Below are 12,382 nucleotides of genomic sequence, written 5' to 3'. Positions count from 1 at the left end.
TTTCAGGGCAGGGCGGTAAATCGGCGGGATTAAGGCGAAAACTAGGCAACAAAAAATATTTGAACTCAAAAGCCTGGCTGCAAACTGCAATGACAGGCTTTTAAGGAACTCATAAATCAATTAGGGCCGATTGCCAGCAGGCGGCAACTCAGGTTTAAAACGCAATTCACAGCTGCCTTGTAGTGTTTTGCCATTTTGTAGGGTAATTGTAACTAATTGTCCAACGGTTTTACCAGCACAGGCTTGCTGCAACTGGGCGCGAACTTCAGGATTACGCCAGCCATCCTGCATACGTGGGCCATCACCCTTATGAAAACGATGCATGCGATGCTTGCCTTCTTTATGGCCCATGTCACCTACCGGATCAGGATGTGGTGGGTTTGCTGATGGCGCAGTTTGACAACCTGCCAGCACACCTGCCAATGAAAGTGCTACCAGTGCCGGTTTAAACAGGGAAGCTGATTTCATCATAATACTCCTTGGATCACTCAAAAAAATCTGGCATAAAAATAGTAGGGATTTCCCTAAAACTTAAAATAAAAAAACAAGTTGGAGAAATGATGAAGCAGCGATATCTTGCATATTTGCCAATTTACGGGCAAGGTTTGCATCTTATGGATCTGAGTGGCTGATTGTGACCAAATTACGTCTACCCATTGCATCGCGCCTGTTTATTGCAGTGTTGATGACGACATTGATCATTAGCCTGGTGGGACTGCTCATGCTGCATTTCACCATGCAAAAAGGCTTTTCGCGTTATGTCGCTGAAGTTGAAATGCAGCGGCTGGACGTGCTGGTCGATGGCCTGGCCAATCAGTATCAGCGTTATGGCACCTGGCAGGATGCCATGAATGCCTCGGTGCGGTCGGGCGTCGTGCCTTATGACCGGGTTAAAAAACGCTGGTTGCGTTATCAGTATGAGCTGGCCATGCGCCGCAGTCTCAAGCGTCGGCTGGAAGAGCGTTACTCACGCGGCAACGCGGCCAATGGTTCTTATCTGGAAAATGGCAGTCTGGCTTCTCCATTATCCCTGGCTCCGCTGTTAATGGACGATCAGGACGCGGGTCGTGCCTATTTACCACCGTTTCAGCCATCCGGGCCACCGCCAATAATGCCAGGTCTTGACCGCCTTGAACTGGGCAAGCGACTGGTGCTTTATGATGACGAAGGCAATTATCTAGTGGGCTTGCGCTCGGCAGAAGACTTGCCCCGGCGTAGCATCAAGCTCAATGGCAAAACTATTGGCTACTTGGGTTTGCAGCCAGCACTTGATCCGGAAGATACCCTGTCGGTTAATTTTTTCTCGGCGCAAAGCCGTTATTTAATCTGGATTGGCCTAAGCTGTTTTCTGGTAAGTGCGATTGTGTCCTCGTTGCTGGCACGTAACTTTCGCCGTCCGATTGGCGAGCTACTGGAAACAGCATCTGAACTGACGCATGGCAATTATCAGCAGCATATAGAAATCCGCCGCAATGATGAACTAGGTGACCTGGCACAGTCTATTAACCAGCTATCGACCATTTTGTACCAGCATGAACAGTCACGCCGCCAATGGGTGGCAGATACATCGCATGAGCTAAGAACACCCATCAGCGTGTTGCAGGCACAGATTGAAGCCATGCTGGATGGCGTGCGTCAAGCCACACCCGCTCATTTACAAGGCATGCAAAGACAAGTACTTACGTTAAAGAAACTGGTACAAGATTTAAATGAACTTGCCAAGGCAGATGTTGGACAATTGCAATGTCACTTTAGATTATGCAATCCGTGGAATATTGTGTTGCAGGAAGTGGAAAGCTTTGAACATAAATTTGCAGCCAAGCAGCTCCATGTCAATGTAGTACCACCTATCCATGAAATTGAACTGAATATTGACCCCGACCGCATTCGGCAGGTGATTGCTAATTTTCTGGAAAATACCCGCCGCTATACCAACGATAACGGTGAACTGGCGTTAAGTGTTGAAATTACTGAGAGCAAGTGGAAACTGCATGTGGATGACAGCCCGCCTGGCCTGAGTGATGAAGAACTGGAACGTCTGGGTGAGCGTTTTTACCGGGTGGATAGCTCGCGTAACCGGGCAACCGGTGGTAGTGGACTAGGGCTGGCACTGTCACGGCAAATTGCTGAGGCGCATGATGGCAGTATTCTGTTTAGTCATTCACCACTGGGCGGACTACGTGCAACCTTGTGTTTACCCATCAAGCCCACGCAATAAATTGACACCCTGACCAATGATTTATCAATAAGGAAAACGACCATGGCAAAAATATTTATTATTGAAGATGAAAAAGAACTGGCAGAGCTGGTACGTGATTATCTGGTGCAAGCCAATTATGAGGTTGAAATCTTTAATGATGGCCAGACTGGCTTGCAGGCTGCCTTACAGGATAATCCTGACCTGATCATTCTGGATTTGATGCTGCCACGCCTAGATGGTCTGGGGGTTTGCCGCAAACTGCGCGAAGTGTCCAATGTACCAATTATTATGGTCACTGCATTAACTGAGGAAATTGACCGGTTGCTGGGCCTGAAACTGGGCGCTGACGATTATGTCTGCAAGCCTTTTAGCCCAAAAGAACTGGTGGCTCGCGTACAGGCAGTCTTGCGCCGTGCCCATAGCCAGCCTGCGCAAAAAGCCCTGTTTAAGATTGATGAAAGCCAGCAGCGCATCTGGTACAAGCAAAAAACCCTCAACCTGACACCCACCGAATTTCGTCTGCTGGCCTTATTTTTAAAGCATGTCGGACAGATTTTCTCACGTGGCCAGTTGCTGGATCACTTAAACCCGGACAGCTTTGAGGTGACTGACCGCGTGATTGATAGTCATATCAAGAACCTGCGCCGCAAGATTAGTGAAACGGCTGATACTGGCAGCAAGCACGAGTGGATTCATTCGGTGTATGGCGTGGGCTATCGCTTCGACTACGATGAAAATCAGTAATGAAAGCTAATACGTAAATCTCACTTAACCTCCCCTTAGCAGGGGAGGAAGTTTTGTATGATTTAATTTTGAGCTTTAAGAAGAACAACTCACCGCGACCTCTTCACCAAATGGCGGCAACAGGTCATTTTCCTGCTCAATATCCGGTTGTGGGGTATAGGGCGTTGTCAGTAGCTGATATAGGCGGTCAACCTCACTAAAATCATCCTGTTCGGCTTTTTCAATAGCCTGCTGCGCCATGTGATTACGCAGGATATATACCGGATTATTTTCCTGCATCAGTGCCTGACGGTTTGCTAACGGCTGCTCGCTAATGACACGCTGGTAGCGCTCTATAAACTGGTCAAAGGCTGCCACATCAATGCAGTCATCACGAAATGCCTGCCAGTGGTTTTCATCAATCAGTCGTCTAAAGCTGGTGGTATAGTCCAGTTTTTCGGCTTGCAAGAGTCGTAAAAAATCCATGCCAGTGTCAAAGCTTTCAGGATGCTCCGCGTCAATACCGAGCTTTTTGGCCATGCCTTCACGGTAATGATGCAAAAAGGCAGGCTCAAATTCAGCTAGTGCGGCCTGCAAATCTTCCTTATCCAGACCCAGCGGTAAAAGCTGACCCAGCCATACCCATAAATTCCAGTGGGCAATACTGGGCTGGTTCTGGTAGGTGTAGCGCCCACCATGATCGGAATGATTGTTGATCCATGCCGGGTTAAAGCGCTCCAGAAAACCAAACGGGCCAAAATCCAGTGTGCTGCCGGTAATGGATAAATTATCGGTATTCATCACGCCATGCGCAAAACCCACCAATTGCCAGTCACTAATGGTCTTGGCGGTGCGCTGAATTACCGCCTTGGCAAAGCACAGTACGGGATTAATACCGGTGCTTTCAGCTTCGGTTTTACATTCCGGATAATACCAGTCAATCATTTTGCTGGTGAATGCTTCAAGCAATTCGGGCTGGTATTGATTAATCCATTCAAAATGTCCCAGCCGCACATGACAATCCGCTACCCGAAGCAAGCAGGCGCCACGTTCCAGTTGCTCACGCTGCACTGGGGTTTTGGAGCTTACAAAGCCCAGTGCACTGGAGGATGCTACTCCCAGATTACGCAGCGCATGGCCTGCCAGATATTCACGAATAACCGAGCGTAAAACAGCACGGCCATCACCCATACGGGAGTAGGGCGTGAGACCCGCGCCCTTTAAATGCAAATCCTGCAACTGGCCATTGATATCAATGACCTGCCCCAAAAGCAGCCCGCGACCATCCCCAAGCTGACCCGCCCAATGACCAAACTGGTGACCTGCATAGGCCATGGCCAAAGGGTCAAAGCCTTCCAGCAGGGTTTGCCCACCCAGAATACTGACCCAGTCAGCACTTTGGGGCCAGTTGAGTTGCGCTGCCACTTGAGTATTAAAGTGTCCAGCAATGGGCTGTTGCAATGGAGAGGGCGGCTGACGATGAAACAGTTTTTCATCAAGGGTGGCATAGCGATTATCAAACTGCATAATCAGGCTCGGCAAACGGTAATTTGCAACCAGTTTAATTGATTCACGCGCATAAAATGCTAAAACTCTAATGGTTTTTCATTGCATTTTCTTGCTACAAGATTTTTTACTGTCTGATCAGTTTAAAAATCAGTTCCCAAATCCGATCGGCGCCATTGCCAGTGATTTAAAAAACAGCATGATAAAAGCTCATTATATGGTAGGGCATAAAAATGGTAATACTGGCGCAAATTCTGATTGGCCTGATTGGCGCGCTGCATATGTATTTTCTGCTGCTGGAAATGTTTTTGTGGGATAAACCGCTGGGCTTAAAAGCGTTCGGCAATACGCCTGAAAAAGCGACGCTGACCAAGGTGCTGGCGCAAAATCAGGGCTTATATAATGGTTTTCTGGCAGCCGGTTTATTCTGGGCTTTAACCTTGCAGGATGGTTTTTTTGTTCAGGTTGCCACGTTCTTTCTAGGTTGTGTTTTAGTTGCTGGTATTTTTGGTGCCATTACCGCAAGCCGCAAAATTTTATATATTCAGGCTATGCCTGCCCTGATTGCATTAATTGTGTTATATGCCGCCCGGTAAGCACTAGCAAAGTAAAAATCCCGCCGAAGCGGGATTATTGTAAAGCATTAATCATTCGATCCAGTGCTTAAACCGGATTGGTCTGGCGACGGACATAGCGTTTTAGATTCAGCATCATGGTTTCCATGCGGGCACTATGTTCATGCATGCGTTGCTCAACCAGCTGGAATTCCATTTTCAGACGCAAGTCCACCTGCTGGATTCGTTCAGCAACAGCAGCCTTTTTGGCTTCAATGCTTTGTTCCTTGAGCTTTGCCCAGTCGTTTAAGGTAGCGCTAAAGGCTTCATATTCCTGAGCAATCTTCTGGCGCATGTGCACAATATCCTCATGCATGTCGTGGCCATAGGTTTCAAGGTGTTTTTCAGCACGCTTAAACTTCATGGCAACTTCTGCCTTGCGAATGGTAAACGCCGGGATACGCTTTAAATTGCGGGTCAGGCCAACTTTGGACAGGCTTAAAATCAGCCATTTGGTAGGGTCAAACTGCCACCATTTTACGCCGTTGCGATAGTCATACTGGAAAATATGATGGAAGTTGTGATAACCCTCACCCCAGGTAAACAGCGCCAGCCAGAAATTGTCACGGGCTGTGTTTTCATCGGTATAGGGCTGGCTGCCAAACATATGGCACAGTGAATTGATAAAGAAAGTCACGTGGTGATTGGCAATCAGGCGCAACAGTCCAGCCAGCAGTACCACGCCCCAGAGGTCGCCAACCATCAGGCCCAGTGCAACTGGAAAGCCAATATTGGTCAGGATCACCATAGGAGTATAATAGCGATGCTGAAACATCACCATTTTGTCTTTTAACAGGTCAGGCGCATTTTTATAATCTGGTGTACCGCTGGAATAATCGCGCAGCATCCAGCCGATGTGTGAGTACCAGAATCCACGCTTGGCTGAATACGGGTCTTTATCAACATGATCCACATGGCGATGATGGGTACGATGGCCTGATGCCCAGAACAGGATTGTATTTTGAATGGCTAAGGTGCCACCCAGCATTAATACAAAACGAACCGGCCATGCGGCTTCATAGGCACGGTGTGCCCACAGGCGATGGTAGCCAGCAGTAATGCCAAGGCCACTCCACGCAAAAAATACCAGAAAGCTGATCCACGCGGCCATTGAAAAATCATGATTCCAGGCATACCACGGAATTAAAATCAAGGCGGCCAGTGGCGTACCCAGCAACACAATCACTGCAGGCCAGTTAATGGGAGGACGAGCAGGAGAGGAATTCATGTCCAATAAAGCTCCGCAACAAAACAGATAAGAGGGGAATACAAGGCAGGAAATGACAGCTCACTATAATCGACGTATTTAGTGCGCGGTTTATCGCCATCATAACATGGCGAACAGATGTTCACTAGTCAAACAATACCAATCGGCTGAATTTTTCGGCAAGTCGGATTTAACGATTTAACCCATTGAAAATTATTGAAAAGGAGATGATATGTCTAACCCATTACAGCAACAGGTAACAGCGTTAGATTGTCCGACCAGATTAGGGTGGCTAAAACTTGTCTTATTAAGCAGTAGCTTAGCAATTACAGCGTGTCAGTCAACATCCACACAAAAAATTGTAACTCAAAAAATCAGCACTTCAACTGCCGCCACCCCAAGATCAACATCACATCAGTCTACTGCCAGTACCACAGCTTACCGTCCGCTTGCAGTTAAGAATGCAGGTATTCCCGGCTTGACCGACTTTAGGTGGGATTTGGTGTCTATTAACAGTAAGAATCCCCAGCCATTTATTAATCGCCCATACCTGTTTTTGCAATCCGCTGCAAAAACGATTTCTGGTTCTACAGGCTGCAATGCCTTAACGGGCAACTACCAGATTGCTGAACCACAAGCCCTTAAAATTCAGGCGCTGGCCGGGCATATGGCCTGTGAGGATGCCCTGGCACAGGAAGCCGAGATTATGGATGTGTTGGGGCGGGTAACCCGTTATCAGTTGCAGCAAAATATGCTGTATTTATACGACCAGAACGGTGCTTTGCTGATGACAGCACGTGCAGGCCAATAGACAAAAATTTTATAGAAAAATGCTATAGAAAGCAGCCTTCAATGTTCGCGGCCAGCATTTGACTCGGTACATCAGTAATCAGCCCGTCAATTTTCCAGCTGGCCAGTTGCCGGGCACGCTCTACGTTATTGACCGTCCAGACACTACACAGCAGTTGTTCAAAACGGATTTTTTCAATTAAATCCTGTGTGGCGAAGCTGTCCCGCAGGCCAATGCGCTGGCAACCGAGCTGTTTGGCAATCGGAATAATGGCATCACCTAAGGGCAATTCCACCAGTAAGCCACGCTGAAAACTGGAATTTAGGCTTTTAAAAGCTTCCAGTACTTTAAGATCAAATGAGGTAAAGGTTACACGATCCTGCCAGCCTTCCAGAACCTGATGCAGTTTACTGGCTATGAGCTGGGCTTGTTGCTCATCATTGACTGCCTTGATTTCTACTTCGATATGTTCAAAATGGCGAATCAAGTCCAGTACTTCAGCCAGCAGCGGCGTTGGCTCTGCCTGTGGCCAGTGATCCCAGCCCACCCGGTTGTCCGTATGCGCCAGCTGGTAACTGCTGGTCATGGCAATGGTTTGGTCAAGTCCGGTAGTGCGCAAAAAGTTATCATCGTGGATGACTGCAAGTTGCTGATCCTGTAACAAGCGCACATCAAATTCCACTGCTTTGAGTCCAAGTGCAATGATGTGCTTAAACCCGCCCAGGGTGTTTTCCGGTGCTTCGTTACGTGCCCCGCGATGACCAATCAAGCGCATATTTATCCTTACGATCCGTATGACAATATCAATTTAATGACCGCAGTGTGCCTTAAAAGTTAGCAGTGATCATGAAAAACAGCTTAAAGCATAACAATAGGCTAAATTTGTTTATTAGACTTCTTTCATAAGTTGTACCAACTCGCCTTCGACAGGCTCAGGCAGCGTTGGTTGAGCTTGTCGAAACCAGACTTATGCAAGAGATCTATTCACTCTTAATCCATAATACTTCCGTACCGCCATCTTCACGACTAATGTGACGGGCAGCCACAAACAACCAGTCGGACAGGCGATTTAAATATTGTAAGGCAAACGGGGAAATATTGGCATCGCGCTGGCTTAGGCTATATACATGGCGTTCGGCACGCCGACAAATACTGCGCGCAGCATGGGCATACGATACCGCCAGTGAACCTGCTGGCAAAATAAAGTCTTTGAGCATCGGCAAGGCTTCATTCATGCGATCAATTTCCTGTTCAAGATGCTGGATGCTTTGTTCCTTGACCAGAATAAAATTGGGAATGCACAGTTCGCCGCCCAGATCAAACAGTTCATGCTGGATGCGACTTAACTGGCTATCCAGATCATGTGGCAGGGGAGAGCTTACAACATTAAGCTGTGCCCGCAGCACACCGACAAAACTGTTGAGTTCATCCACCGTGCCATAGGCTTCAACTCTTAAGTCATCCTTGGGTACACGGCTGCCATCACCAAGACCAGTGCTGCCGTCATCGCCTGTTTTTGTGTAAATCTTGCTTAACCGATGTCCCATGGCTAGATTAATCTCTATGCTGAGTAAGGTTCAATTAAAAAGGGCAATTCGCTTGATGTCTAGTGAATTGCCCATAAATGGGGTTTATTATTTTTTATCGTTATACGGCCATGCTTCCTTACAGATAAATGGCAATACAAAGATTTAGTAGCTTAAAGTGATGCCCGCCGTGGCTTGCCGTGGTCCAGCGATGTAATACTCGGCGCTTGGAAAGTCATTGTACAAGGCAGTTTTATACGTGTTGTCACCAATATTCTGAATATTGGCAAACACGCGAACATTAGGATTATATTGATAAAACCCACTCAGATTGGCAGTCATAAAACCCGGGGTAGGGTTGTTGGCACTATATTCTTTAGCACGGCTTTTAGCCACTAGACTGGCACTGATACCGTATACATTATTATCCCAACCTGCTGTTAGTGTGGCAGTCTGGCGTGGGCGACGGGTGAGTTCGGTATGGGTGGTTTCATTTTCTGCTTTGACATAGGCATATTCAGTACTGGCAAACCAGTTATCCTGCTTCCACTTCAAGCCTGCTTCACCACCTGTGAACTTGGCTTTGCTCACATTCTCATAAGTTGAGATTGGAGAAGGAAAGCCACTGACATAATCAATCAGATTTTTGACTTTGGTCTGATAAGCAGAAAGATAAACATCAAGGCCTTGCTTAATATTCTGGTCAATCCCCAGTTCATAAGACAGGCTTTCTTCCGGCTTAAGATCAGGATTGCCTAGAGTGATATAGGTAACACCATTATAAGTATAGGATGACAAGTAATAAAGCTCATTTGCGGTGGGTGCTTTAAATGCACTGCCAATGTTGGCATAAACACTGGTCTGAGGCGCTAACTGGAAACGCCCTGCCAATTGACCTACAGTATGTGTACCGTATTTATCGTCATCCTCAACCCGCACCCCTGCTTGTGTGCTTAAGCCATCAGCCTGATATTGGTGCTGCAAATAATATCCAGTTGTTTTAAGGTCTTTATTGTTGTAATAGACAGAGTCTACTTCAGTTTTTCGATCAGTCACACCAAACAAAAGATTTTGGGCAGGCAGAAAATCCCATTGCGCCGAAAGATCACCTTCATTGGTTTCGGTATCAAAAAAGCTCTTACTGGTTCTTTGGTTAAGCTCGTCACGGAATTGGGAGTAGCGCGCATTAACTTTAAAATCAGCACTAATATTATAATTACCTTTTAAGTTAATTAGGCGATTTAGAAAATCCTGATTTCCAGACAAGGAAGGATTATAACGAACATTCCCTTTGTTTTCCTGCAACTGAGCAGATGCGCCAAACTGTTCATTATCAATGCCAGCTTTAATACTGTAGCCCTTTTGGTCATAATCAGCATCTTTAGCAGTAGGAGCATCAGTTACTGGCGATCCAGCAGTTTCAAGACGTTGCCCACGAACCTGCACATAGGCGTCATCCTGTACCAGATCAGCGCCTACAATCGCTTTATAGGTGTCCAGCTCGCCGCCTTCAATCGTACTAAACAGTTTTTGTTTCTTAGGAGCTTCACTAATAAGCTGAATCACACCGCCAATTGCATCAGAACCATATTGTACAGAAGCTGGTCCTTTGAGCACTTCAATACGTGAAACATCTGACAGATCAAACAAGTTAATATTTGCAGCACTGATAGAGCCAGTGTTGGTACGGACACCATCTTTTAAAACCAGGGTATGGTCAGATTCTGTACCTCGGGTAAAGATAGAGGTTTGCTGGCCATAACCCCCAGTTTGCACAATGTTTAATGCTGCTTCGCGTTGCAACAGGTGTGGCAGGTCTGCAACAGGAGATTGCTGGATGATTTGTTCATCAATTACAGAAATTCGGGCAGGAACCTGTTCAATGGCTTCGGGTGTCTTGCTGGCAGTCACCACAACAACGGGCAATGATGCCGACGAATTGCCATCTAAAACTGTGGTCGCGGCGGTGGCGGATACTACGCTGGCAGAAAGAATGGCTGCCGTCAGGGCAGACGGTACAAAAATACGGGACATGGCTGTGCTCCAGGACATTCACCCCACGTGAATGTGTCAGGGGTTATAAGAAGCCTTGAGTCGGTATCCAGACTTGTGTTGGGTCGGTGCTGACCTGTTTTCAATAACCTTCCCACTTAAAGCTTAAGCAGTGGTTGCTATCTGAGATTGTCCAGATAGCGCATTGAACATTAAACACATACTGTTGCGGGGGCAGTGCTGGATTTTCACCAGCTTCCCATTTGTTTTTGAGATAAAACAAACGCTTGTTAGGCACTCAAAGCGCGCGCAGTATAGTAGTGTTGCCAATTTGTTGCAATTTATTAAGGATTAAATGCACTAGGTCTTATTTTAATCTTTTAGTTTTTTATAAAAATTATCTTGCAAAACAACTGGCTAATTTTACAGAGCATTAATAAAGTTATGGCTTAAAGCTGGGTATGCTGTAGCAGCAATATACTTCTTACTACTGCACAATGAGGTTGGACATGGCAATTGTAAAAAAAGGCTCAGCGCACTGGGAAGGCTCGATTAAAGAAGGTCAAGGTACAGTATCGACTGAAACAGGTGCCTTGAAAGAACATCCTTATGGCTTTAAGGCACGCTTTGAAGGTGGAAAAGGTACTAACCCTGAAGAAATTATTGGTGCTGCGCATGCCGCCTGTTTTTCCATGGCATTTTCCATGATGCTGGGTAATGAAGGTTTTACACCAGATTCGATTGATACTACGGCTTCGGTTACCCTTGAAAAACAGGGCGAGGGTTTTGGTATTACCAAGATTCATCTGGATACTCAGGTAGTGGCATCCGGGCTGGATCAGGCGACGTTTGATCGTATTGCGCAAAATGCCAAGGAAAATTGTCCGGTATCCAAGTTGCTTAATGCAGAAATTAGTATGGATGCCAAATTAACAACAAGCTGAACAAACTTAGGCATGAAATAATCTGGAAAGTGACTGTTCAACATTTTTATAAGCGATGGTGTTTTAAGAAGGTTGTTGACAGTCATTTTCTATTTAGGCAGATTTTTTTACAGTGTTCGACTTTTGCCAGTTCATACTTTTAGGGCAAATTGCTTTACAATAGGATCAAGTAAATTCTGATTTTTGCTGGTTTGTATTTTTATTATTTTCACCGGGTGATCCATGACTGACACGCTGCAAGTCCGCACAAAAATTTGCGGTTTAACCCGTGCTGAAGATGTGCAATGTGCTGTGGCAGCGGGCGCAGATGCAATTGGTCTGGTTTTTTATGCGCCCAGCCCCCGTGCAGTGAGTGTACAAAAAGCGCAGGCATTGCTGGCTGTAGTAACACCGTTTGTGCAAGTGGCTGGCTTGTTTGTTAATGCAACAGTGTCAGAAATTCAGCAGGTTTTGTCTCAGGTAGCCCTGGATATTTTGCAATTACATGGTGATGAAACATCGGCCCAGTGTGCAGAAATTGGTCGGGCCACAGGCCGCCGCTGGATTAAGGCCTTAGCGGTTAAACCAGACAGTAATATGCCAGAACTTATTGAACAGTATGTAACAGCCGGAGCGAGCGGAATTTTGCTGGACACTTGGCACCCACAGTTAAAGGGAGGCACCGGTCAGACTTTTGACTGGAATAGCTGGCCGCAGGCTATTGGGCAAGCAGTGCCACTCATTCTGGCTGGTGGCCTAAATCCCGATAATGTCGCAGATGCCATTGCCCAGACCCGCCCGTATGCCGTTGATGTGAGTGGCGGGGTAGAAAGCCAAAAAGGTATTAAAGATCATCACTTGATCCGGAAATTTATGCAAGGAGTCCAACGTGGCTAACGAT

The 12,382-nt window shown here is 46.6% G+C and carries 12 protein-coding genes and 1 riboswitch; of the genes, 6 read left to right on the top strand and 6 right to left on the bottom strand.

Annotated elements, in window-relative coordinates:
* Positions 1-120: 120 nt before the first annotated feature.
* Complete coding sequence (locus E2B99_RS11560; protein WP_134245082.1) at positions 121-471, bottom strand: hypothetical protein; 351 nt, start codon at positions 469-471, stop codon at positions 121-123.
* Positions 472-634: 163 nt separating this feature from the next.
* Between E2B99_RS11560 and baeS the strand changes: the two genes are divergently transcribed.
* Complete coding sequence (gene baeS / locus E2B99_RS11555) at positions 635-2,218, top strand: sensor histidine kinase efflux regulator BaeS (protein WP_134245081.1); 1,584 nt, start codon at positions 635-637, stop codon at positions 2,216-2,218.
* A gap of 42 nt (positions 2,219-2,260) precedes the next feature.
* On the top strand, positions 2,261-2,944 hold the full coding sequence (locus tag E2B99_RS11550) for a response regulator (protein ID WP_134245080.1): 684 nt from the start codon (positions 2,261-2,263) through the stop codon (positions 2,942-2,944).
* A gap of 75 nt (positions 2,945-3,019) precedes the next feature.
* Here the strand turns inward: E2B99_RS11550 and E2B99_RS11545 are convergent, their stop codons facing one another.
* Entirely contained in the window at positions 3,020-4,450 is a 1,431-nt protein-coding gene (locus tag E2B99_RS11545; protein WP_134245079.1) for a protein adenylyltransferase SelO, read from the bottom strand.
* Between the two features lie 218 nt (positions 4,451-4,668).
* On the opposite strand from E2B99_RS11545, the gene E2B99_RS11540 reads away from it, so the two are divergent.
* Positions 4,669-5,025 carry a DUF1304 domain-containing protein gene (locus E2B99_RS11540; protein WP_134245212.1) on the top strand — a complete coding sequence of 119 codons (357 nt, stop codon included), beginning with the start codon at positions 4,669-4,671 and terminating at the stop codon, positions 5,023-5,025.
* Between the two features lie 67 nt (positions 5,026-5,092).
* Here the strand turns inward: E2B99_RS11540 and E2B99_RS11535 are convergent, their stop codons facing one another.
* The gene (locus tag E2B99_RS11535; protein WP_134245078.1) at positions 5,093-6,271 is read right to left on the bottom strand and encodes an acyl-CoA desaturase; all 1,179 of its coding nucleotides are present in this window, start codon (positions 6,269-6,271) and stop codon (positions 5,093-5,095) included.
* A 211-nt stretch (positions 6,272-6,482) separates the two neighbouring features.
* Here E2B99_RS11535 and E2B99_RS11530 point away from each other — a divergent pair, with 211 nt between their 5' ends.
* Positions 6,483-7,061: an META domain-containing protein gene (locus E2B99_RS11530; RefSeq protein ID WP_134245077.1), complete on the top strand. Its 579-nt coding sequence runs from the start codon at positions 6,483-6,485 to the stop codon at positions 7,059-7,061.
* A gap of 22 nt (positions 7,062-7,083) precedes the next feature.
* Here the strand turns inward: E2B99_RS11530 and E2B99_RS11525 are convergent, their stop codons facing one another.
* The 3 genes from E2B99_RS11525 to E2B99_RS11515 form a co-directional block, all read right to left on the bottom strand.
* Positions 7,084-7,815 (bottom strand): glycerophosphodiester phosphodiesterase, encoded by a 732-nt coding sequence (locus E2B99_RS11525; RefSeq protein WP_134245076.1) that lies wholly within the window; start codon positions 7,813-7,815, stop codon positions 7,084-7,086.
* A 205-nt stretch (positions 7,816-8,020) separates the two neighbouring features.
* Positions 8,021-8,587, bottom strand: a complete 567-nt coding sequence (locus tag E2B99_RS11520) for a cob(I)yrinic acid a,c-diamide adenosyltransferase (protein WP_134245075.1) — start codon at positions 8,585-8,587, stop codon at positions 8,021-8,023.
* Positions 8,588-8,731: 144 nt separating this feature from the next.
* Positions 8,732-10,600 carry a TonB-dependent receptor plug domain-containing protein gene (locus E2B99_RS11515; RefSeq protein WP_134245074.1) on the bottom strand — a complete coding sequence of 623 codons (1,869 nt, stop codon included), beginning with the start codon at positions 10,598-10,600 and terminating at the stop codon, positions 8,732-8,734.
* Positions 10,601-10,641: 41 nt separating this feature from the next.
* Positions 10,642-10,875: riboswitch (cobalamin riboswitch) on the bottom strand.
* A 192-nt stretch (positions 10,876-11,067) separates the two neighbouring features.
* Here E2B99_RS11515 and E2B99_RS11510 point away from each other — a divergent pair.
* Together E2B99_RS11510 and E2B99_RS11505 are read left to right on the top strand one after the other, a co-directional pair.
* A complete protein-coding gene (locus E2B99_RS11510) occupies positions 11,068-11,502 on the top strand; it encodes an OsmC family protein (RefSeq protein WP_134245073.1) in 435 nt (144 codons plus the stop codon).
* A gap of 222 nt (positions 11,503-11,724) precedes the next feature.
* The gene (locus E2B99_RS11505) at positions 11,725-12,378 is read left to right on the top strand and encodes a phosphoribosylanthranilate isomerase (protein WP_134245072.1); all 654 of its coding nucleotides are present in this window, start codon (positions 11,725-11,727) and stop codon (positions 12,376-12,378) included.
* Positions 12,379-12,382: the final 4 nt, after the last annotated feature.

The sequence above is a fragment of the Alkanindiges illinoisensis genome, assembly GCF_004377485.1.
Lineage (GTDB): Bacteria > Pseudomonadota > Gammaproteobacteria > Pseudomonadales > Moraxellaceae > Alkanindiges > Alkanindiges illinoisensis_A.
This window is presented reverse-complemented; position numbering and strand designations above follow the sequence as displayed.

What these genes read in the sequence shown, in the direction of transcription:
- E2B99_RS11560 (WP_134245082.1), bottom strand. Translation starts at nt 471, where the DNA reads ATGATGAAATCAGCTTCCCTGTTTAAACCGGCACTGGTAGCACTTTCA.
- E2B99_RS11550 (WP_134245080.1), top strand. Translation starts at nt 2,261, where the DNA reads ATGGCAAAAATATTTATTATTGAAGATGAAAAAGAACTGGCAGAGCTG.
- E2B99_RS11545 (WP_134245079.1), bottom strand. Translation starts at nt 4,450, where the DNA reads ATGCAGTTTGATAATCGCTATGCCACCCTTGATGAAAAACTGTTTCAT.
- E2B99_RS11535 (WP_134245078.1), bottom strand. Translation starts at nt 6,271, where the DNA reads ATGAATTCCTCTCCTGCTCGTCCTCCCATTAACTGGCCTGCAGTGATT.
- E2B99_RS11530 (WP_134245077.1), top strand. Translation starts at nt 6,483, where the DNA reads ATGTCTAACCCATTACAGCAACAGGTAACAGCGTTAGATTGTCCGACC.
- E2B99_RS11525 (WP_134245076.1), bottom strand. Translation starts at nt 7,815, where the DNA reads ATGCGCTTGATTGGTCATCGCGGGGCACGTAACGAAGCACCGGAAAAC.
- E2B99_RS11520 (WP_134245075.1), bottom strand. Translation starts at nt 8,587, where the DNA reads ATGGGACATCGGTTAAGCAAGATTTACACAAAAACAGGCGATGACGGC.
- E2B99_RS11515 (WP_134245074.1), bottom strand. Translation starts at nt 10,600, where the DNA reads ATGTCCCGTATTTTTGTACCGTCTGCCCTGACGGCAGCCATTCTTTCT.
- E2B99_RS11510 (WP_134245073.1), top strand. Translation starts at nt 11,068, where the DNA reads ATGGCAATTGTAAAAAAAGGCTCAGCGCACTGGGAAGGCTCGATTAAA.
- E2B99_RS11505 (WP_134245072.1), top strand. Translation starts at nt 11,725, where the DNA reads ATGACTGACACGCTGCAAGTCCGCACAAAAATTTGCGGTTTAACCCGT.